This window comes from Curvibacter sp. GW821-FHT01G03, from assembly GCF_059422285.1.
The window spans coordinates 194,779-214,421 of the sequence record NZ_JBWKWP010000008.1; the positions used below are offsets into that span (position 1 = coordinate 194,779).

Annotated in this window: 20 protein-coding genes; 10 read left to right on the forward strand and 10 right to left on the reverse strand. The window is 65.2% G+C overall.

Going from position 1 to position 19,643, the window contains the following annotated elements:
• Positions 1-89 precede the first annotated feature (89 nt).
• Complete coding sequence (locus tag AC07VS_RS13540; protein WP_494751202.1) at positions 90-2,069, forward strand: acid phosphatase; 1,980 nt, start codon at positions 90-92, stop codon at positions 2,067-2,069.
• Positions 2,070-2,176: 107 nt separating this feature from the next.
• A complete protein-coding gene (locus tag AC07VS_RS13545; RefSeq protein WP_494751203.1) occupies positions 2,177-2,866 on the forward strand; it encodes an acyl-CoA dehydrogenase family protein in 690 nt (229 codons plus the stop codon).
• 66 nt (positions 2,867-2,932) lie between these two features.
• Here AC07VS_RS13545 and AC07VS_RS13550 read toward each other — a convergent pair whose 3' ends face one another.
• Positions 2,933-4,318, reverse strand: a complete 1,386-nt coding sequence (locus tag AC07VS_RS13550) for a heavy metal sensor histidine kinase (protein ID WP_494751204.1) — start codon at positions 4,316-4,318, stop codon at positions 2,933-2,935.
• Position 4,319: 1 nt separating this feature from the next.
• The gene (locus AC07VS_RS13555; RefSeq protein ID WP_492347600.1) at positions 4,320-5,003 is read right to left on the reverse strand and encodes a heavy metal response regulator transcription factor; all 684 of its coding nucleotides are present in this window, start codon (positions 5,001-5,003) and stop codon (positions 4,320-4,322) included.
• 157 nt (positions 5,004-5,160) lie between these two features.
• Between AC07VS_RS13555 and AC07VS_RS13560 the strand changes: the two genes are divergently transcribed.
• From AC07VS_RS13560 to AC07VS_RS13585, 6 genes are all read left to right on the forward strand, one after another.
• Entirely contained in the window at positions 5,161-5,481 is a 321-nt protein-coding gene (locus tag AC07VS_RS13560; protein WP_494751205.1) for a hypothetical protein, read from the forward strand.
• The gene (locus AC07VS_RS13565; protein ID WP_492347598.1) at positions 5,478-6,911 is read left to right on the forward strand and encodes a TolC family protein; all 1,434 of its coding nucleotides are present in this window, start codon (positions 5,478-5,480) and stop codon (positions 6,909-6,911) included. The genes AC07VS_RS13560 and AC07VS_RS13565 overlap by 4 nt, the downstream gene beginning before the upstream one ends.
• An 18-nt stretch (positions 6,912-6,929) precedes the next feature.
• Complete coding sequence (locus AC07VS_RS13570) at positions 6,930-8,342, forward strand: multicopper oxidase family protein (RefSeq protein WP_494751206.1); 1,413 nt, start codon at positions 6,930-6,932, stop codon at positions 8,340-8,342.
• Positions 8,343-8,415: 73 nt separating this feature from the next.
• Positions 8,416-8,862, forward strand: a complete 447-nt coding sequence (locus tag AC07VS_RS13575) for a cupredoxin domain-containing protein (protein ID WP_494751207.1) — start codon at positions 8,416-8,418, stop codon at positions 8,860-8,862.
• A gap of 30 nt (positions 8,863-8,892) precedes the next feature.
• The gene (locus AC07VS_RS13580; protein ID WP_494751208.1) at positions 8,893-9,375 is read left to right on the forward strand and encodes a DUF411 domain-containing protein; all 483 of its coding nucleotides are present in this window, start codon (positions 8,893-8,895) and stop codon (positions 9,373-9,375) included.
• Between the two features lie 6 nt (positions 9,376-9,381).
• The gene (locus tag AC07VS_RS13585; RefSeq protein WP_492347594.1) at positions 9,382-9,729 is read left to right on the forward strand and encodes a copper-binding protein; all 348 of its coding nucleotides are present in this window, start codon (positions 9,382-9,384) and stop codon (positions 9,727-9,729) included.
• 165 nt (positions 9,730-9,894) lie between these two features.
• On the opposite strand, the gene AC07VS_RS13590 is transcribed toward AC07VS_RS13585, so the two are convergent.
• The 8 genes from AC07VS_RS13590 to AC07VS_RS13625 are packed head-to-tail and all read right to left on the reverse strand — an operon-like array spanning position 9,895 to position 17,019.
• Positions 9,895-11,208: an MSMEG_0569 family flavin-dependent oxidoreductase gene (locus tag AC07VS_RS13590; RefSeq protein WP_494751209.1), complete on the reverse strand. Its 1,314-nt coding sequence runs from the start codon at positions 11,206-11,208 to the stop codon at positions 9,895-9,897.
• A 22-nt stretch (positions 11,209-11,230) separates the two neighbouring features.
• On the reverse strand, positions 11,231-11,527 hold the full coding sequence (locus tag AC07VS_RS13595; RefSeq protein ID WP_492347591.1) for an MSMEG_0570 family nitrogen starvation response protein: 297 nt from the start codon (positions 11,525-11,527) through the stop codon (positions 11,231-11,233).
• Positions 11,528-11,537: 10 nt separating this feature from the next.
• Positions 11,538-12,767 carry an MSMEG_0565 family glycosyltransferase gene (locus AC07VS_RS13600; protein WP_492347590.1) on the reverse strand — a complete coding sequence of 410 codons (1,230 nt, stop codon included), beginning with the start codon at positions 12,765-12,767 and terminating at the stop codon, positions 11,538-11,540.
• Complete coding sequence (locus AC07VS_RS13605; RefSeq protein WP_494751210.1) at positions 12,764-13,777, reverse strand: sll0787 family AIR synthase-like protein; 1,014 nt, start codon at positions 13,775-13,777, stop codon at positions 12,764-12,766. The genes AC07VS_RS13600 and AC07VS_RS13605 overlap by 4 nt, the downstream gene beginning before the upstream one ends.
• The gene (locus tag AC07VS_RS13610; protein ID WP_492347588.1) at positions 13,774-14,352 is read right to left on the reverse strand and encodes an MSMEG_0567/Sll0786 family nitrogen starvation N-acetyltransferase; all 579 of its coding nucleotides are present in this window, start codon (positions 14,350-14,352) and stop codon (positions 13,774-13,776) included. Before AC07VS_RS13610 ends, AC07VS_RS13605 begins: the two co-directional genes overlap by 4 nt.
• Positions 14,353-14,378: 26 nt before the next feature.
• Positions 14,379-15,449, reverse strand: coding sequence for an MSMEG_0568 family radical SAM protein (locus AC07VS_RS13615; RefSeq protein WP_494657238.1), 1,071 nt, complete (start codon positions 15,447-15,449; stop codon positions 14,379-14,381).
• A gap of 53 nt (positions 15,450-15,502) precedes the next feature.
• Positions 15,503-16,516, reverse strand: a complete 1,014-nt coding sequence (locus AC07VS_RS13620; RefSeq protein WP_494751211.1) for a Nit6803 family nitrilase — start codon at positions 16,514-16,516, stop codon at positions 15,503-15,505.
• Between the two features lie 20 nt (positions 16,517-16,536).
• A complete protein-coding gene (locus AC07VS_RS13625; protein WP_027474024.1) occupies positions 16,537-17,019 on the reverse strand; it encodes an MSMEG_0572/Sll0783 family nitrogen starvation response protein in 483 nt (160 codons plus the stop codon).
• A 378-nt stretch (positions 17,020-17,397) separates the two neighbouring features.
• On the opposite strand from AC07VS_RS13625, the gene AC07VS_RS13630 reads away from it, so the two are divergent.
• Positions 17,398-18,792, forward strand: a complete 1,395-nt coding sequence (locus tag AC07VS_RS13630; protein ID WP_494751212.1) for an aminotransferase-like domain-containing protein — start codon at positions 17,398-17,400, stop codon at positions 18,790-18,792.
• A 346-nt stretch (positions 18,793-19,138) separates the two neighbouring features.
• Positions 19,139-19,618, forward strand: a complete 480-nt coding sequence (locus AC07VS_RS13635) for a DUF934 domain-containing protein (RefSeq protein ID WP_494751213.1) — start codon at positions 19,139-19,141, stop codon at positions 19,616-19,618.
• The last annotated feature ends 25 nt before the right edge of the window (positions 19,619-19,643 follow it).

Sequence of the window (19,643 nt, forward strand, 5' to 3'; positions counted from 1 at the left end):
CGCGGGTCCAGCAGGCCGATGTCCCTGGCCTGCCGTCAAGTTGACACACAAGCTTGGAAAGATCCCGAGCTTTCTGCAACTCAACATGGATGGCGATCATGAGCCTGAAACCGAACTGGGCCTTGCGCCCCCTGATCCTTGCCCTGTCCACCACCACCTTGCTCGTCGCCTGTGGCGGAGGTGGATCAGAACTGAACCTGCCCCTGCCGGCCGAGCCCACCGGCATCGGGGCTGCAGACACCGCTGCGGTGCCAACAGCAACCGCCTACGTCGACGCCGGTGCCACCAACAGCCGCAGCAACCCTTGCAACGTGACGCTGGCCACCAACGCCGGCGCCCGGGTGCTGCAAGGCTTTCTGGACCTGTGGACACCCAGCACCCAGCTCGTCGATGCCGGTGTGACCCTGGCGGCCGCCAATGGCTGCCCCGCCGTCACCGCGTCGACCTGGACCGGCATCCCGGGCGACAGCACCGACGGCACGATCAAGAACAGCACCGTACACACGGCCAACATTGGCTATGTGAAGACCGCCACCCAGAGCCGAAGCACGGCGCAGGCCCTGGCGGCCTACCTCGATGACCGCCGCAACAAGGGCTACAGCGTGAGCGACGGCCTGGGCCCCCTGACCAGCCTGTGGCGCCAGGGTACCCAGCAGACCACCACCATCACCGCGGTGGACCCGACGCAGGCCGTGAGCCCGGCCGTGAACGATGGCGGCAACAACCTGGGCGTGGGCTCCAGCGCCAATGCCGACCTGGGCCTGGCGGTCGACTTCATCAACGGCCTGGCCGATGGCTCCACCGAACCCCCCAAGCGCTTCTACAAGTACGCCCGCCCCTGGCGCTGGAGCAGCGATGTGAAGGTGGTGCCCGCGCTGGAGTCGGCCAAGAGCAGCACACCGGCCACCGATGGCGGCTTTCCGAGTGGCCACACCGCCGAGGCCTGGCGCGACACCCTGGCCATGGCCTACCTGGTGCCGCAGCGCTACCAGGAGCTGATCAGCCGTGCCATGGAAATGGGTGAAAACCGGATCCTGGCGGGCATGCATTCGCCGCTGGACGTGATGGGGGGCCGGGTGCACGCCACCGCCGTGGTGGCCTACAACCTTTCCAACGTGGCCTACTACACCAGCGCCGTGAAAGGCGCCGCCTACAAGCAGGCCCAGGCCTACCTGCAGAGCAAGACCGGCAGCACGGACTTCAATGCGCTCAACACCTACGCCCACACCGCCAAGACCAGCGACAGCAGCAGTGCCGACTACGACCGCTTTGCCAGCTACAACAGCAACCGCAGCAGCTACGTTCAACGCCTGACCTATGGCTTCGGGCAGATCAATGCGGCCAGCCAGACCAGCACCGTGCCCAAGGGCGCCGAAGTGCTGCTGGAAACCCGCCTGCCCTACCTGACGGCCGACCAGCGCCGCGTGGTGCTGAAAAGCACGGCCCTCGATTCCGGGTACCCGCTGGGCAATGACGGCGAAGGCTGGGGGCGCCTGAACCTGTTTGCCGCGGCCGACGGCTACGGCAACTTCAATGGTGATGTGGCCGTGACCCTGGATGCCAGCCTGGGCGGCTTCAATGCGCTGGACAGTTGGCGCAACAACATCGCTGGCAAGGGCCTGCTCAGCAAGCTGGGCAGCGGCAGCCTGCGCCTGACCGGAGCCAACAGCTACAGCGGCGGCACTGTGCTGAGTGCCGGCACGCTGGGTGCGGACTCGACCACGGCGCTCGGTACCGGCGATGTGTTCGTGAAGGGCGGCACGCTGGAATGCACCGCGCCCGGAGCGCTGGCCATCGGCGGCGCCTACAGCCAGTCGGCGGGCACGCTGAGCCTGGTGATGAAGTCGGCCTCGCAAGGGGTGCTGAGCATCCAGGGCAACGCGGTGATCAAGGGCGGTGACCTGAAGATCAGCTTCTCGGGCTACACCCCCGCCGTCGGCACCACGCTGACCGTGCTCACGGCTGGCGCCCGCTCGGGCCAGTTCGGCAGCGTGAGCGTGGCTGGCTTCAGCAAGGTCACGCCGCTGTACCAGGGCGGCAGCGTCCAGATCCGCCTGGACGGCGTTTGAGCCTGCAGGCGCCCCCAGGGCGCCTGGAGCACACCGGCCTCTGATCCGCCCCGCTTCGGCGGATCTGATCCTGCTCACGGCGGGGCAGAGTTCCGATACTCGGCTGCATGCCTACGAGAACGATCGCCCCACCCCGCCACACGCCCGGCAGACTGCCTGCCTCGACCGGCGCTTCGCCCGTACCCGATCTGACGTATCTGCAAGACAACGATCTGTTCCGATGCGCCGTGCCCACCCGCTACGGGGGCCTGGGTGGCGAGGCCCATGAGTTGGCGGCATGCATGGTCGAGGTGTGCCAGCACTCGATGTCGGCCGCCCTGATGTTCTGGGGCCAGCGCATGGCCATCGAGTTTCTGCTCCAGTCGCCCAACGGCGCCCTGCGCGAATACCTGCTGCCTGACCTGTTGAGTGGCGAGCGTGCCGCCACGGTGCCGCTGCCCTTGGGGCTGTACCGCTTGCAGGCGCACGACACCGGTCGGGGCTGGCAGTTGAGTGGCCAGGGCTTGCAGGCCGTGAATGCGCCGCCCCAGGGCTTCTCGTTCATCGCCCCCGTTCAGATGGGGTCGACGGCGGGCTGGTGTCTGTTGCGCAGCGAGGAAGACGGCTTTGACGTGCGCACCAGCGGCGACACCGCGCTGCCGTCGCGGGCCTGGAGCGCCCGCATCGATGTGCGTCAGGTCTTTTTTCGCGAGGACGAGTGGCTGGGCGACAGCGCCCTGGAGAGGGCTGTTCACCCCGTGCGGATGGCCCTGGGCCGTGTGGCCGAGCACCTGCAGCAGCATGTGGAATTGATCTGAGGCCGCAGCGCCTGTGCCGGCCCGGTCGCCGCCATCAGGCGGCCAGTGGCACGAACGATGCCAACGCTATGAACTGCAGGGAAAAGTCAGCGTGAAGCGTGTGTGCCCGTTCATGGAGCTGGCCACGGCGGTGCCCCCATGCGCCTCAGCAATCGCCTTGGTGATGGACAGGCCCAAACCCGCGCCGTCGGAGGCCGACCGATGCCGTGCCGGATCGGCGCGAAAGAATCGATCGAACAAGCGCGACAAGGTCTGGGGATCAATGTCTTCACCGGTGTTCTCCACCGTGACTTCGGTGTGGGGCCCCGCGCTCTCGATGACGACGTGAACCTCGCCACCTTCAGGGGCGTGGCGCAGTGCGTTGGAGAGCAGATTGCTGACAGCACGACGGAACATCAGCTGATCGCCCAGGATGTCGCCTCGGCCCTGCGCGCTCATGCGGATGCTTTTCTCTTCAGCAACGGCTTCATAGAACTCCAACAGCGCCTGTACCTCCTGCAAGGCTGAGAAACTCTCTTTGCGAGGCAAATGGACGCCACGGTCGGTCTTGGCCAAAAACAACATGTCGGACACCATTCTGGCCAGGCGCTGCAGTTCCTCGGCGTTCGAGGCCAGGATGTCACGGTAGATGGCCGCATCGCGGGGCATCGACAGGGTGACCTGGGTCTGAGTCAGCAAATTGCTGATGGGGGTGCGCAGCTCATGCGCCAGATCCGATGAGAAATCCTGCAGACGCGTGAAATCGCTCTGCAACCTGTCGAGCATGCGATTCAACTCACCGGCCAGCTCCGCCATTTCCACGGGCACTTGGTCAACTGGCATGCGCTCACTCAATCGCTGCCCGCTGACCCCTGCGGCACGCGCCCTCATGGCGTGCAGCGGCGCCAGGCCGCGGTGGGCCGCCAACCAGCCCAGCAAGCCGCTGACCAGCGTGGCAGCCAAGGCATAAAGCGTGAGGCGCAGGCGCAAATCGGCCAGAAATTGGGCATGGTGCGCCGTGTCCATCTCGATGGTGACCTCCAGAGGGGAGGCCGATGAATAGGGGGCTCTGACCTTGAACAGCAGCGCCCGCAACGCCCGGCCATCAGGCGAGCCCAGTTGCAGCACAGGCGCCGTGTCGTGGCTCGTGGCCAACGACTGGGTCTGGGGCAAGGGTACAAAGCCATCCGATCGGAACAAGGTCTGCCCGTCGGGCGTCACCACGGCCGCCAACAGCCCATGGTGGTGATTCAAGGCCTCGTTCAGACGCCCTTGGGCATCTTCCGCCGATTGGGCATGGGCCAGCAGGTGCTCAATCAACTGCCGCTTGTCTTGCAGCGTGATCTGGTCCAGTTCCGCAAAGTGTTGATCGGAGGCCGCGAAGACAAGCCAGCCCAGGCCCAGCACCACCACCGCCGCGACGGCGGTGAAGAATACGGTCAGGCGATGGGTCAGTGAAAGACGACGCAACATCTCACAGGTCTTCCGGCACTTCGAGCACATAGCCCATGCCGCGCACGGTCTGGATGAGCTTGACGGCTTGACCGTCATCGACCTTGCTGCGCAGACGGCGCACGGCGACCTCGATCACATTGGTGTCACTGTCGAAATTCATGTCCCACACCTGTGAAGCGATCAAGGATCGAGGCAAGACCTCGCCATGCCGCCGCATCAGCAATTCGAGCAGACCAAACTCTTTGGCCGTCAGGTCGACGCGCCGGCCGGCTCGCGAAACACGGCGGCGCAGCAAATCGAGTTCCAGGTCGGCCACCTTGAGCGTTGTGACCTCTTGGGCGCTGCGGCCCCGGCGCAGAATGGTGCGCACGCGGGCCAGCAATTCGGCAAATGAAAAGGGCTTGACCAGGTAATCATCAGCCCCCAGTTCCAGGCCTTTCACGCGATCTTCCACCTGATCCCGAGCCGTCAGGAACATGGCGGGCATTCTCAGGCCACGCGCTCGCAGCCGTTGGAGAACCTCCCACCCATTGAGCCCGGGCAGCATGACATCGAGTATCACCAGGTCATAGTCCTGCCCCTCGGCCATGTGCAAGCCGTCAATGCCGTCCTTGGCCAGGTCCACGACGAAGCCCGCCTCCGTCAAGCCCTGCTGAAGGTACTCACCCGTCTTGGGCTCATCCTCAACGATCAAGATCTTCACAAGCCTCGCTCCAGTTTCTGTGCTGGCCCTAGTGTGCCGCCTTCCGGCAGGCCCGATCCGAAGATAACAAACATGTCATCTTCCAGGCGGGTTTCTGACAGCTTCATCCCATCAGAATCATGCTGTGCTTCGAAAGATCACCGAGAGGAACCCGCCCATGCCATTTCAATTCGTCAGGCTCCGATGGCCGCTGACGCTGGCTTTGTTTGCAAGCGCCGTGGGCGCGCAGACACCAACGCTCAACCAGACCCCCGAAATCGCGCCCATTCTGACTCAGCCCTTGCAGTACCGGTCATGGATCAGCCACTACGAAACCTATAGCGACCCGGCTGTTCAGCCCTGGCGTGAGGCCAATGATCGCGTTCAACGCATTGGCGGTTGGCGCACGTATGCCAAAGAGCGGTCTGACCAGGCCCAGGTGTCGGGCTCGCCAGGCATGGAGGGGCACCCCGCCTCCCATGGAGGCGCCAAGCCATGAGTCGCGGTGCCACTCTTTCTCGCACTTCCCTGTTCACGGCGCTTGCCGTCGTGGCCGCCTTGTCCGGATGCGCCAGCGTGTCGTTGGAACAAAGCCTTGACCGGGTCAACGCTGAAACCGCCGATTTCACCGGAGGCCAGGTCACCCTGGCCCAAACGCGCGAAGAACAAACCCAGCGCACCAACGCATCAGCCAAGTTGCTGAGCAAGCCTTTGGGCCCCACGGAGGCCGTGCAGTTGGCCTTGGTCAACAGCCCGGCTTTGCAGGCCTTGTTGGCCCAAGGTTGGGCAGAGTCAGCCTCGGCGGCGCAGAGCGGTCGCATCGCCAACCCTGTTTTCGGGTTTGAGCGCCTGACCACCGGCCACGACCTGGATGTGAATCGCGCTTTGTCCTTTGGTTTGCTCGATGTCCTGACCCTGCCGGCGCGGCAGGGCATCGCGCAACGCCGCATCGAACAAGCTCAGCTGCGCCTCTCGGCTGATGTTGTCGACCATGTCACCCAAGTCCGGCAGGCCTGGGTCCGTGCCGTGACCAGCCGACAAACCTTGAGGTACGCCCAGCAAGTGTTCGAAAGTGCCGAAGCCAGTGCCGAACTGGCGCGGCGGATGCAGTCCGTCGGAAACTACAACCGACTCACCCGGGCCCGCGAGCAGGCCTTCTATGCCGACTCGGCGTCGCGCCTGGCCGCCGCAGGCCACGAGGCCACGGCCAATCGCGAAGAGTTGATCCGGCTGCTGGGCTTGAGCGAGTCTCAGGCGCAGCAACTGCAACTGCCGGATCGCTTGCCCGATCTGCCTAAAGAGGCCTTGTCACCCGCGGTGGTGGGGCAACTTGCCAGCAAAGCGCGTCTGGATGTCAGGCTGGCACAAAGCGCGCTCGCATCGGCGGGCCGGTCGCAGGGCTTGAACACGGTGACCAGCCTCACCGACATCGAGCTGACAGCGCGACGCAACACCCAGTGGGACAGCGCAGCGGGCACTCGTTCCGATCAACGGGGGTATGAAATCGGTGTTCGCCTTCCCATCTTCGACTGGGGAGGCATGCAGCGGCAGGCCTGGAATGCACGCACGCTCGCGGCAGCCAACCAATTGGAGGCAACGATCAGGTCAGCAGGCTCCAGTCTGCGTGAAAGCTACTCCGCCTACCGGACGGCTTATGACATGGCCCGGCATTTTCGCGATGAAGTCGTTCCCGTCCGCAAGGTGATCTCCGAGGAGAACCAACTCCGCTACAACGGGATGATCATCGGCGTTTTCGAACTTCTGGCCGACGCCAGAGACCAGGTCAGCACGGTGATCGGCGCCATCCAGGCCGAACAACAGTTCTGGCTGGCCGATGCCGCGCTTCAGTCGTCCTTGATTGGCCGCCCCACCAAAACCCCCCTGCCTGTCTCGGGCAGCCCCACCGCCGGCAACGTCACCGGACACTGACTCTCTAGGCGAACCTCCATGACTTCCAGACGTGAATTTTTCAAACATGCCGGGCTGACCGGGGGGGCACTCGCCGCCGCCGCCGTCAACCGGGTGGCCCTGGCCGCCTTGCCCGAGCCCATCCTCCAGACCTCCGCAGAAACCATGGCCCCCCTGGTGCCCAACAGTGGCCGCCCCTACAACCCGGTCGTGACCCTGAACGGCTGGACCTTGCCTTGGCGCATGAACCAGGGTGTCAAAGAGTTCCACCTGGTCGCGGAACCCGTGGTGCGAGAAATGGCCCCGGGCTTCAAGGCGCATCTGTGGGGCTACAACGGTCAAAGCCCGGGCCCCACGATTGAGGTGGTCGAGGGCGATCGGGTGCGGATCTTTGTCACCAACAAGCTGCCGGAGCACCACGCCGTCCATTGGCATGGACAACGCCTTCCCAACGGCATGGATGGTGTTTCTGGGTTGACCCAGCCCTCTATTCCGCCTGGCAAGACTTTTGTCTATGAATTCGTCGCCCGGCGCCCGGGAACCTTCATGTATCACCCACATGCCGACGAGATGGTTCAGATGGCCATGGGCATGTATGGCTTCTGGGTGACCCATCCCAAGGCCAAGAACCCGCTGATCGATGAGGTGCAACGCGACTTCTGCTTTTTGCTCAATGCCTTCGACATCGACCCGGGCAGCTACACCCCCCGGACGATGACGATGCTGGACTTCAATCTGTGGGCCTGGAACAGCCGGGTCTTTCCGGGCATCGACTCCCTCAATGTGCGGCTCGGCGACAAGGTGCGCATCCGGGTCGGCAATCTGACGATGACCAACCACCCGATGCATTTGCATGGCCATGAGTTCCAGGTCACGGGCACCGATGGCGGGCCGATCCCGCTGCAGGCACGCTGGCACGAGGTCACCACCGATGTGGCCGTCGGGCAGATGCGCCAGATCGAATTTGTGGCCGATGAGGAAGGCGACTGGTCGCTCCATTGCCACAAGAGCCATCACACCATGAATGCCATGGGGCACAACGTGCCCAATTTGATCGGCGTTGATCACAGTGGGCTGGCCAAGAAGATCAACAAGCTGATCCCTGATTACATGGTCATGGGCGAGCGTGGCATGTCAGACATGTCGGACATGGAGATGCCCATCCCCGACAACACGGCTCCCATGATGACGGGTGAAGGCCCGTTCGGCCCCGTGGAAATGGGCGGCATGTTCAGCGTCCTGAAGGTCCGCAAAGATCAAAAGCCGGGGGACTACAAAGACCCGGGTTGGTACAAGCACCCGCCAGGCACGGTGGCCCACGAGTACACAGGCCCATTGGCTCAGCCGGCCCGCTTCAGCGCTGAAGGGGGTCAGTCCATGCCCCTGGCCCAAAAGCCGAAGGCACCCACTGAAGTGCAGGTGCGCAAGCCCACGTCCCACACCGGCCATTGAAGCGATTCAGTCGGCCTCAGGAGAGAAAATGAAACCATCCCGCTGCGCTCGCACCTTGGCTGGGTTGGCATGGATGGCCGTGTCCAGCACGGCTTTAGCCAACGGAAATCACACCGGCGGACACGCTCACGCCGAAGAAGATTCAGCCATCGGAAAGCCGGGCTTGGCCGCCCAGGCCAGCCGCACCCTCACGGTTGAGATGGGAGACAACATGCGCTTCACACCCTCCGACATCCGGGTCGGCAAAGGGGAGACCGTTCGCATCGTTGTGAAGAACACCGGCCAGGTCAAACACGAGCTGAGCCTGGGGACCCGGCAGGAATTGCTGGAGCACCTGGCACTGATGAAGAGGTTTCCGGACATGGAGCACGATGAACCCAACAAGGTCACGGTAGCGCCGGGCCAGCAAGGCGAAATTGTTTGGCAGTTCACCCAGGCAGGCAGCGTGAACTTTGCCTGCCTGATGCCAGGTCATTACGAGGCCGGCATGAGAGGTTTGATCCAGGTGGACAAGAAATGATGACTGTTTGTGCAAAGGAGTGAATTCAGCATGACGGACCTGTATATCCCAAGTTCAGCCACCAGACGTGCGCTCCTGGTGGGGCTCGCTGCCGTGGGTGGCCTGGCCATCGCACATGCTGCGTCGCCAGCACCTGTACCAATGCGGGTCTGGAAAGACCCCCAATGCGCTTGTTGCAAAGACTGGATCGCGGTCGTTGAGAAAAGTGGCTTTCAGGTCACCGTTCTTGAGCAGGGCAACACGGCCGCCAGGTCTCGCCTGGGCATGCCCACGCAATTTGGCTCGTGCCACACGGCGATGGTCCAGGGCTTCGTGATCGAGGGCCATGTGCCGGTCGCCGACATCCAGCGACTGCTCAAGGAACGCCCCGCCGCTTTGGGTCTGGCCGTTCCGGGTATGCCGATCGGCTCACCCGGGATGGACGGACCCGAGTATGGCGGACGTCGCGACGCCTTTCGGGTGCTTCTGGTCCAGAAGGACGGAACGGCAAAAACCTTCAACTCTGACGTGTGAAAAGCCATGAACCCAATCACCCGAACCCTGGCGATTTGCGCCCTTGCGCTGGGGAGCACCTTGCCAGTTGCAGGCTTGGCGCAAGCCGCCCTCGACCAGAGCACGATGGCCGCGGCACAAACGCCTGCATCCCTGACCGACGGCGAAATCAAAAAGATCGACCCAGGCACCGGCAAGGTCACGATCAAACACGGCGACATCAAGCACCTGGACATGCCTGGCATGACCATGGTGTTCACCGCCAAAGACAAGGCTCTTCTGGCGCCCCTCAAGGTCGGCGACAAGATCCGATTCATGGCGACTGACGAGGGCGGAAAACTGATCGTCACCGAGATCCAGCCCGCGCAGAAGTAAGAAGCTGGCGGGCGCGATCGAAGCGCCCAGTTCAGCGGCTCTCAAGTGAATCCCCGCATCATCAACTCGTGAACGGAGAAAGCCACGCCCCCCTCTGGCCCTGCCAATTGAGCGCGGCCGCGGGCCTGAGACCAGCAGCACCTGCGCCCTGGCCGTCCTCCGCTCTCAGGCAGCCAGCGCCTCTGGTACGCAGCCGTGTCGGGCCTCACCGGGGGGCGCTTCGCGTCCGCCAATCACATCCGCCAGATACCGCGCATCGTCGGCAATGCCAAGGAAACGGCCCGAACCCCAGGTGTTGAGCCAGGGCAGGCCCAGAAAATACAGGCCCGGCACGGAGGAGACGCCGCGTTCGTATTTCGGGTGCCCGCGGCCATCGAAGGCAGGCAGTTCGATCCAGCGGTAATCGGGCCGGAAGCCGATGGCCCAGATGATGGTGGTGATGCCGGCGGCCTCGGCGTCCAGCGCCAGCACCTCGTGTTCGGGGCGCCAGACCTTGACGAAATCCGGCTCGGCCGGGGCATCCATGCCCTGCGCGGCGATGTAGCGATCGATGTCGCGGCGGATGCCCACGTAGACCTCGTCGGCATCGTCGAGGTTCTTCTCCAGGTCGGGCAGAAAGCGCAGCGTGCTGCCTTCGATGTCGGCCATGCTGCCATACAGCTTCACGCCTTCCAGGGCGAACTTGCGAAGGTCGATTTCGTGACCGCCATCACGCCCGGTCATGTAGTGGTTGGTGCGCTCGCGGGCCTTGTCACCCAGGGGGTGGCGGGCCACCGTCAGCTCATACACACCCATGTCCATCAACCAGGCCGTGGATTCTCGACCACGGTACACCCTTGGCGAACGTGGGGCCGGGCCCACGCACAAATGCACCTTGCGACCTGCCAGGTGCAGGTCTTCCATCAACTGCACACCCGACTGGCCCGTGCCCACCACCAGCACCTCGCCCTCGGGCAACTGCTCGGGGTTGCGGTAGTCAACCGAGTGGATCTGCTGGATGTGCCGTGGCAGGCGCTCGGCATAGGCCGGAATGATGGGCAGGTCATACCCACCGGTAGCGACGATGACGTGGCGGGTGTGAAAGTCACCTGCCGTGGTGGCCACCAGCAGGTCGCCATTGGCTTGTCGGGTGACCCGGCTCACACCCACGCCCTCTACCACCGGGGGCCGGGTCTTCAGCGCAAAGGCCTGCACGTACTCGACGATCTGGTCCTTGAGCATGAAGCCTTCGGGGTCGTCACCGGCGTAGGGGAAGTCGGGCAGGCGGCATTGCCAGTTGGGCGTGACCAGGCAGAAGGTATCCCAACGGTCCTTGGCCCAGGAGTGGGCGACGAACTTCTTCTCGAGCACGATGTGTTCGATGCCTTGTTGCTGAAGGTAGTAGCTGACCGACAGGCCGGCCTGGCCGCCACCGACCACCACCACGGGGTAGTCTTTTTGATTGAGCAGGTGTTCCTGGTTCTTGAAGAGGGTGGACATGGGTGGGTGCTCCTTGGAAAAATCAACGGGATCCGGGGGTGAAGGCCAGCACCTGAACGCGGGGCGCGGGTTCTGACTCGAAGGCCTGGGCACGGTGTTTGATCTGGCCCAACTGGTCGATGGCACTGGAGCAGAAGTAGCCGTACTTCTGCTGCACCCGATCTGAGGCCTCGCTCAGGGCGGCATCGCAACGGGCCACGAAATCGCCCAGCGCGTAGTCCGCGCCCACAGCCAGGTGGTCGGTGATGACCAGCGAAGGCGAGTAGCAGCGCTCCTGGGCACCATCGGGCCATTTCACGGTGAAAAACATTTCAGGCATGGATATCTCCTCAGCAAAAAGACGGTTGGGAAAGCGGGCGGGCCGGCTGTGCGGCGGGGGCGCCTAGCGCCCTATCCAGGTTCGAATACAGGGCCGAATACAGAGCAACATGGGCGCGGGCCGCAGCGCCCCAGTCAAAGCGGCGCGCCAGCGGCAGGCCCCGCTCGCGCAGCGCCTGCGCCGTGCCCTGAAACAACACCTGCAGCAGGGCCTCGGTCATGGAGGGCGTCGAATGCGGGTCCACCCACAGGGCGTCGTCGGGCCCCAGGAAATCGGTGAAGGGCTCTTGCCGCGAGACGACGACGGGTACCCCGCTGGCCATGGCCTCGACGATGGCCAGTCCAAAACCCTCAAGCAGTGATGGAAACAGCAGTGCCGTGGCCAGCCGGTACAGGGCGGGCATGTCGGCATCGGCCAGCACGCCGCTCAGCACCACGGGCTGGCCAGGCCCGGCCTGCCAACCGGCCTGGGCCAGGACCTGCTCGAAGCGCTGCCGGTAGGGGCTGTGATCCAGCAGGCTGGCGCCGCCGGCAATCAGCAATTGGGCCTGGGGCACCCGGGCCCGCAAGGCCACGAAAGCCTGCAGAGCGCCCACGGTGTTCTTGCGGGCTTCAACGCCGCCTACCATCAGGTAGACCGGGCCGGTGCCCAGGCCCAGGCGCCTGGCCAGGTCGGCATCGGTGGCCTGCGGCACGGGGCTGAAGCGGCGCAGATCCACCCCGTTGTGGATGACCTGGGCCTCGCGCTGAAAGCGCTCGCGCAGCTTGGGTGCCCACGATTCGCTGACGCAGATCAGGCGATCGGCCTGCCGGATGCTCTGCTCTTCCCAGGCATCCACCACCGGATCACCAAAGCCGGCATCCACATGATGCACAGTGCGCACATAGGCCCCAACCAAGCCCTGGCGCCGCAGTGTGAGCAGGGCATTGGCGCCAATGCCATCATGGGCATGGAACACATCGAAGCCGGCCTGCCCGGCCTCCGAGAGGCCTTGCACAAAGCTGCGGATGCGGGTCTGAACCACCTCGCGCAGGCTGGGACCCGAGGCCGCTACGGGCAGAATGCGCACGGCGGCCCGGCTGCTCCGAAACAGGGGCCGCCCGGGCACGCCGGGGGCATGCACCGTCACGGCATGGCCCTGGGCGCACAGCGCATCGGCCAACTCCAGGCAGTGGACCACCCCGCCACGCGGGTTGGTGGAATGGGTGAGCAAGGCAATGCGCAACGAATCTGCTCTCATGCCAAGCTCCTGTCCTCAAGGCCGCGTGCCGGTGTGCCCTGGATGAAGGGCTGCTCGGCCAGGTTCCACAACAAGGCCCCTTCGCTGCCCTGCTGCACGATCAGCTGCCGCGCGGGCTTGACCTCGCCCACCGAGGCGCAGGCCAGGCCCCGCGCCTCGAAGCGCTGCCGCACGGCCGCCACATGCTCGGGCCGCACACTGAGGATGAAGCCATAGCTCGGGAAGGCGGTCAGCCAGCGCAGCAGGGGCACGCCCTCGGGCCGGGGGATCGCGTCCAGATCGACGATGGCCCCCACACCCGAGCACTCCAGCAGCATCAGCGCCGTGCCCAGGGTGCCGGCCATGCTGATGTCCTTGGCGGCCTCGCACAGGCCCGCCTCGGCCATCTCGGGCAGCAGCGCCAGGTCGGCCCGCAGGCGCTCGGCGGGGGCCTCGGTGGAGGCGTTCCAGTATGGAAACGGCTCCTGCCATTGGCCGCGCAGGTCCACCGCCATCAACAGTTGATCACCTGGTCGTGCCGAAAAGCTGCTGAGCAACTTCTTGGCGTGGCCGACGATGGAGACCGCCAGCTGAGGCCGTTCGGAGCGCAGATTGCTGTGCCCGCCCACGATGGGCACGCCGTAACGCTGCGAGGCCGCGGCCATGCCCGCCAGCATTTTCTGGGTTTCAGCCCCTGCGCCCCGCCCCCACAAAGCGTTGACCACCGCCGTGGGCCGGCCGCCCATGGCATAGATGTCGCTGATGTTGACCATCACGCTGCTGTAGCCGGCAAACCAGGGCATGCGGGTGATGAAGTCTTCCACCAAGCCCTCGATGGCCAGCAACTGGTAACCACCCTGGCCATCGGGCAGTGCAGCACAGTCGTCACCCAGGGGCACAGCCTGGTCCATCTGACCCACGCCCTGCGCCAAAAGATCGTCAAAGCAGTCGACCACGGCGCTGATGTCACGCTTGTGGGCAAAGCCGCGGCTGTCAAGCAACGCGGCCACCAGATCGGTCAAGGCGCTCATGGCTGGCCCCCGGCTTCGACAAAAAACCCCATCAGCGGGTCGTGGCAAGGTGGGTAGTGCGCCAGATCGGCCTGCATGAGGTGATGCGGTCGGCCATGGGCCAGCGAGGTGTCCAGCGAGCGCCAGTGCAGCTTCTCGAACAGGGGCACGTTCTGCACCTGCACGTGGGCCAGAAAGGTCTCGCAGCCCAGGCCATGGGCCGTACAGACCGCCAGACGGATCAGTTGGGCGCCCAGCCTGGCCTGGCGGCGCATGGCGCGTTGCACCGCCAGCCGGGAACCCCACCACAGGCCTGGCGAGGCCTCGTGGATGCGCACCGTGCCCAGCACGCTGCTGTGGGCCTGCCGCACGTCATAGGCGGCAGCGATCAACATGCGGGCTCGCGAGTCGATGTCGTCACGGTCGCTGCCGGTGAAGATGCCCTGTTCGTCGCAGAACACGGCGCGGCGCAGGGCCATGGCCTGCGCGATCTCTTCGTCAAGCAAGGCCTGGCGCACATGGAAAGCCGGGCAGGCGGGGCTTGGGTCACGCGCCCCGGCGGGGTGGGTGGACGGTGGGGTGATCAGGCTGTTCATGGGGCCTCCGTGGGGCTCTGACGGGTTCAGGACTCATAGACCGACATCGACGAGCAGGCGCCGCATTTGCCGCAGCCCGCCTTGATGTCGGTGGAGCGCAGGCCGGCCTCGCGCACGATGTCGCCCAGGGGCTCCAGTACCGAGCGCATGAACCCGGGGCTGGGTGCGGGGTGGCTCTCCAGCGGGGTGCCGCTGATGGGCACGAAGGGCACCACGAAGGGATAGACCCCCATCGAGGCCAGGCGCGCGCTCATGTCCAGGATGGCTTCGCGGCTGTCACCCAGGCCCGCCAGGATGTAGCTGCTGACCTGGCCCCGGCCGAAGACCTGCACGGCAGCCTCGAAGGCGCTCAGGTAGCGCGCAATCGGCACCGAGGCCTTGCCGGGCATGATGCGTTCGCGCACCGCGGGCGTGACCGCCTCCAGGTGCATGCCCAGGGTGTCGATGCCGGCCGCCTTCATGCGGGCGAACCAGGCATCGTCGTCAGGTGGCTCGCACTGGCCCTGGATGGGCAGGTCGACCGCGGCCTTGATGGCTTGGGCGCTCTCGCACAAGAGGGCCGCGCCCCGGTCGGTGGCGTTGGGTGTGCCCGTGGTCAGCACCATGTGTTTCACACCGTCAAGCAGCACCGCCATGCGGGCCACCTCGGCCAGTTGCTGGGGCGTCTTGCGCGCGATGGTGCGGCCTGCCGCCAGCGACTGACCGATGGAACAGAACTGGCAGGTCTTCTTGCGGCTTTCGTAGCGGATGCAGGTCTGCAGCACGGTGGTGGCCAGCACATCGGCGCCATGCAGCGTGGCGATGTGCGAGTAAGGCACGCCGTCCAGCGTCTGCAGCGCATAAAAGCGCGGTTGCCTGGGGAAGCTGATGCTGGCAATCGGAATCGCGTCGCGGGTGATCACGCTGCGCCCCTGGGCATCCGGCGCCAGGGCCACGAAGGGCGAGGTCCAGGCGGTCGAGGTGTGGACCGGCACCATGATGGTGTGGCCGTCCACCGTCACGGCCTTGTGATCGGAGGGGCCGGCACCGCCGCGTCGGCTGGCCACGCCCGCCGATGTATCGACCAGGCGCAGACCCAGCGATTGCAGCTCACTCATCAGGTGCCGGGTGTCCGGCGCGGGCATCAAGGCGGCTTGGGGGCTCATGGGATTCACTCCTGGACAAGGGTGGAAACGGGCGCGGAATCGCCTGCAGGCGCCGCAGCGGTCGCGGACGAGATGGGCTGGGTGCCCGGCATCTCAAAGTGGGTCTGGGCCGGGCGCCGGTTGATGGCCAGGCTCAGCAACTCAGGGCGCGCGTAATGGCCCACCGAATCCATCATTCGCTTGCGCTTGGTGACCAGGGCCAGGTCCAGATCGGCAATCACCATGCCCTCGCCCTCGGTCAGCGGCTCGGCCAGGTACTTGCCTTCGGGCGAGACGATGGCGGTGTGGCAGCCGCCGCGCAGCGCGCGTTGCAGGCTCACATCCGGGGTCACGGACTCGATCTGGGCGTCGGTCAGCCAGCCGGTGGCGTTGACCACGAAGCAGCCCGACTCGAGCGCGTGGTGACGAAGGGTCACGCCCATCTGATCGGCAAAGATGGGGCCCACCAGCGAGCCCGGGAACTGGGCGCAGTGGATCTCTTCGTGCTCGGTCATCAGCGCGTAGCGGGCCAGCGGGTTGTAGTGCTCCCAGCAGGCCAGGGCGCCCACACGGCCCACGGCCGTGTCGACCACGCGCAGGCCTTGCGCATCGCCCTGGCCCCAGACCATGCGCTCGTGGTAGGTGGGGGTGATCTTGCGGCGCTTGAGCTTCAGGGCACCGTCGGCATCGAAGATCAGCTGCGTGTTGTACAGGCTGCCATGGTCGCGTTCATTCACCCCCAGCACCACCACCACACCGCGGGCCCGGGCCCGCTCAGCCACGGCCTGGGTCACCGGGCCGGGCACCACCACGGCACGCTCGTAGAGCTGCAGATGCGGTGCGCCTTGCTGGCAGGGTGGCAGTACAAACGAGAAATAGGGGTAGTACGGCACAAAGGTTTCGGGGAACACCACCAGCTCGGCGCCCTTGCGGGCGGCCTCATCGATGGCATTGCAGACCCGGTCCAGCGTTCCGGTGGGGGTCTCCAGATCGGGAGCGATCTGGACGGCGGCGGCACGGACGGTTCGAGCTTGGGTCATGGTGGTGTTCCCTGCTCGACTCAGACCGTCCAGGTGTCGATGATCAAGGCCCCCTCTTTGCGGTGCAGCAGCTTGATGTCGAGCACATCCAGCGGACTGATGGGGCGGATGCCCGGAATCAGCGAGCCCTCACCGTGGCCATACAAAGCCTGAAGCGCAAAGCGGCAGGCATAGACCTTGCCCCCTTCGGCCATGAACTTGATGAGCTGGTTGTTGTGGTTCTGATGGCCCGGGAAGGCCTCGTCGCCCAGGGTGGGAAAGCCGCGCTGCAGGCCCAGGGTGACGCCGGGCCCATACAGCAGCACCGAGGTCTCGAAGCCCTTGCGCAGCAGCCGGGTCGCCTGCAGCAGGTTGACGAAGCCGATCGAACCTTCAAAGGCCACGGTGTGGAAGGTGACCAGGGCTTTTTCGCCGGGGGCGGCCTTCACATCTTCAAAGACTTTTTCTTCGTAGTCGACAAGAAAATCGCCTTTCTGGTGGGCGGGTTGGGTGACTTTTGGCATAGCGCTGCTCCATGGAGGGTTGGTGGGAAGACACCGGGCTGAATGCCCCGTGTCTGCCTTCTGCATTGCAGGCCACATGCCCGTTTGAGCCTGGCCGATGCGATCAATCTGCGATCAAGCGCCTGTGCATTGCCCCGGCGCGCCTGCAAAAAAATGGAGGCCCCCTCCGAGCCGCGAAACACCGCCTGAAGACCCCGAAACAGCCTTGATTGGCCGTGCGATCAATGCACTCCATCATTGGCCAGCCCGGCACCAAAGGCGATCAGCCGCCCCCCCGAGTCAGCAGCTTTGGTGCGGCCTTGGCGCGCGATGGCCCGGCCCGCGTGGCATGCTTGATGCAATCAATCCGGCAGCCCCCCCGCCCTCAGAAAGCCCCCCATGCCCATCAACGCCACCCGCTGGCGCAAGCGCCTGAGCCAGGACAGCCGACCGGCCTACCTGATGATGGCCGACCTGATCGCCGAAGACATCCAGCGCGGCGAGCTCAGCACGCGCGAGCGCATGCCCACCCTGCGTGACATGGCGCAGTTGCTCAAGCTGAACTACACCACCGTGGCCCGGGGCTATGGCGAAGCCAAGCGCCGGGGTCTGATCGACTCGCATGTGGGCATCGGCACGGTGGTGCGTGGCCGCATCCCGGGCCTGCCGCTGCGCTCGGGCAGCAGCGCCGAGATGACCATGAACCTGCCACCCGAGCCTGTGGCCCATGCCCTGGTGCAACAGATGCAGCAGCAGGCCGGTGAAGCCCTGGCCAATGGCGGCTCGCACGGCTACTACGAGCTGATGCGCTACCAGGACTACGGCGGAAGCAACGAGGCGCGCGATGCGGGCGCGCTGTGGCTGCGCAGCCATGTGCCCGATTGCCATGCCGCACAGGTGCTTGTGGGCCCGGGCATCCACGGGGTGCTGCTGGCCCTGATCACCCTGCTGTGCCGGCCTGGCGAGGTGCTCTGCGTCGAAGCCCTGGCCTACCCCGGCATGAAGGTGATTGCCGCCCAATTGGGCGTGAAGCTGCAGGCCCTGACCCTGGACGATGAAGGCGTGAGCGCCGAGGACTTCGAACACGCCTGCAAAACCATGCAGCCTCGCGCCCTGGTGTGCAACCCCAACATCCACAACCCGACCACCGTGACCATGAGCCTGCAGCGGCGCCGCGAGATCGCCGACATCGCCACCCGCTACAGCGTGCCCCTGATCGAGGACGATGCCTATGGCAAGCTGCAGTCCCAGGCCCTGCCCACCCTGCTCAGCCTGGCCCCCGAGCTGACCTACTACATCGCCGGCCTGTCCAAGAGCCTGGGCGCGGGGCTGCGCATGTCCTACCTCTGCACACTCAACCCGCGCCTGCTGCAACGCACGGCAGGTGCGCTGCGCGCCACCACGGTCATGAGCTCACCCTTCACCGCAGCCCTGGTCACACGCTGGATCCAGACCGGGGCAGCGCCGGCCATGCTGGCGGCGATCCGCGAAGAGTCGACCGCACGCCAGCACCTGGCCCAGCGCTACCTCGCCGAGCACGGCGCACTGGCCGACCCGCAGGGCTTTCATGTCTGGCTGCCGCTGCGCGAAGACTGGAACCCGATCGACGTGGCCACCAGCCTGCGTGCCCAGGGCATCGCCTGCGTGGCCAGCGCCGCCTTCTCGACCGACGCCGACCCACCGCCCGCGCTTCGCCTGTGCCTGGGCGGCTCGATCGGTCGCGAGGACCTGCAGCAGGCGCTGCGGCTGCTGTCGTCCGTGCTGGACCAGGCACTGCCGCCACCCTCGGCGTGAAGCGAGGCAATTCGAGGGGATTCGAGGGGATTCGAGGCGTTCAGGTGCTGAAAGGCGCTGAATGGGCCTGCCTTTGCGCCAAACAGGGCCGAGTTGGCTCGCTCCTTGGCTGGTCCTTGGAACGACCTGGAGGATGGTTGTTTGTCGATCCAGACGCCCCTTGAATGTCGATTTGGACGCTGCTTCAATGTTGATTTGGACGGTCGAACGATGCTGAATTGGACGCCCTGCCCAACCCTGCATCGACGCGCTGTGCCCACCACACGCCGTGGTGGCCAACTGATCCTGAAAAGTTTCCGATTTCTGATGCGGCTGCCTCAGGGCAGGTGTTGCCAAACTTCGGTGCATGCCCACACAACGATACGCAGACATCCAAGCCGAGCCAGCCAGCCCGGCGCCGAACCCCCAGGTTCTTCTGGTCAGCCAGCAAAACCAGATGTGGATCGACGACCCCTGGCTGCTGATCCACCAACCCGACGATTTGATCTCGACGCCCGCCGACAAGCGCCTGATCCTGCCTTTGCCGATGTGGCGCGAACTGCTCGGCGGAACCTCTTTGGATCTGTCGCAAATCGGCGTCTGGGTCGATAGCCAGCAACAGTTCGAGGCCCATGCGCCGGCTCTGGCGGCGCTGCCCCTGGTGGCCCTGCGGATCGGTGGCCCGGATTCAGACTGGTGCTATGGCGCAGCCAACCACCTGAGGGCCTCGCTGAAGTTTGGCGGGGAGCTGCGCGCCTTCGGGCCCATCACCGGGGCGCAGTTGTTCTACCTGCATCGCTGCGGCTTCAACAGTTTTTCCATGCCCACCCCCAGCCTGGAGTGCTGAAATGCGCGCGCCACCCTGCGGCGCG

Bases quoted from the DNA above. Each gene is read 5' to 3' on its own strand.
- AC07VS_RS13540 (WP_494751202.1), top strand. From the start codon at position 90: ATGGCGATCATGAGCCTGAAACCGAACTGGGCCTTGCGCCCCCTGATC.
- AC07VS_RS13545 (WP_494751203.1), top strand. From the start codon at position 2,177: ATGCCTACGAGAACGATCGCCCCACCCCGCCACACGCCCGGCAGACTG.
- AC07VS_RS13550 (WP_494751204.1), bottom strand. From the start codon at position 4,318: ATGTTGCGTCGTCTTTCACTGACCCATCGCCTGACCGTATTCTTCACC.
- AC07VS_RS13560 (WP_494751205.1), top strand. From the start codon at position 5,161: ATGCCATTTCAATTCGTCAGGCTCCGATGGCCGCTGACGCTGGCTTTG.
- AC07VS_RS13565 (WP_492347598.1), top strand. From the start codon at position 5,478: ATGAGTCGCGGTGCCACTCTTTCTCGCACTTCCCTGTTCACGGCGCTT.
- AC07VS_RS13570 (WP_494751206.1), top strand. From the start codon at position 6,930: ATGACTTCCAGACGTGAATTTTTCAAACATGCCGGGCTGACCGGGGGG.
- AC07VS_RS13575 (WP_494751207.1), top strand. From the start codon at position 8,416: ATGGCCGTGTCCAGCACGGCTTTAGCCAACGGAAATCACACCGGCGGA.
- AC07VS_RS13580 (WP_494751208.1), top strand. From the start codon at position 8,893: ATGACGGACCTGTATATCCCAAGTTCAGCCACCAGACGTGCGCTCCTG.
- AC07VS_RS13585 (WP_492347594.1), top strand. From the start codon at position 9,382: ATGAACCCAATCACCCGAACCCTGGCGATTTGCGCCCTTGCGCTGGGG.
- AC07VS_RS13590 (WP_494751209.1), bottom strand. From the start codon at position 11,208: ATGTCCACCCTCTTCAAGAACCAGGAACACCTGCTCAATCAAAAAGAC.
- AC07VS_RS13595 (WP_492347591.1), bottom strand. From the start codon at position 11,527: ATGCCTGAAATGTTTTTCACCGTGAAATGGCCCGATGGTGCCCAGGAG.
- AC07VS_RS13600 (WP_492347590.1), bottom strand. From the start codon at position 12,767: ATGAGAGCAGATTCGTTGCGCATTGCCTTGCTCACCCATTCCACCAAC.
- AC07VS_RS13605 (WP_494751210.1), bottom strand. From the start codon at position 13,777: ATGAGCGCCTTGACCGATCTGGTGGCCGCGTTGCTTGACAGCCGCGGC.
- AC07VS_RS13610 (WP_492347588.1), bottom strand. From the start codon at position 14,352: ATGAACAGCCTGATCACCCCACCGTCCACCCACCCCGCCGGGGCGCGT.
- AC07VS_RS13615 (WP_494657238.1), bottom strand. From the start codon at position 15,449: ATGAGTGAGCTGCAATCGCTGGGTCTGCGCCTGGTCGATACATCGGCG.
- AC07VS_RS13620 (WP_494751211.1), bottom strand. From the start codon at position 16,516: ATGACCCAAGCTCGAACCGTCCGTGCCGCCGCCGTCCAGATCGCTCCC.
- AC07VS_RS13625 (WP_027474024.1), bottom strand. From the start codon at position 17,019: ATGCCAAAAGTCACCCAACCCGCCCACCAGAAAGGCGATTTTCTTGTC.
- AC07VS_RS13630 (WP_494751212.1), top strand. From the start codon at position 17,398: ATGCCCATCAACGCCACCCGCTGGCGCAAGCGCCTGAGCCAGGACAGC.
- AC07VS_RS13635 (WP_494751213.1), top strand. From the start codon at position 19,139: ATGCCCACACAACGATACGCAGACATCCAAGCCGAGCCAGCCAGCCCG.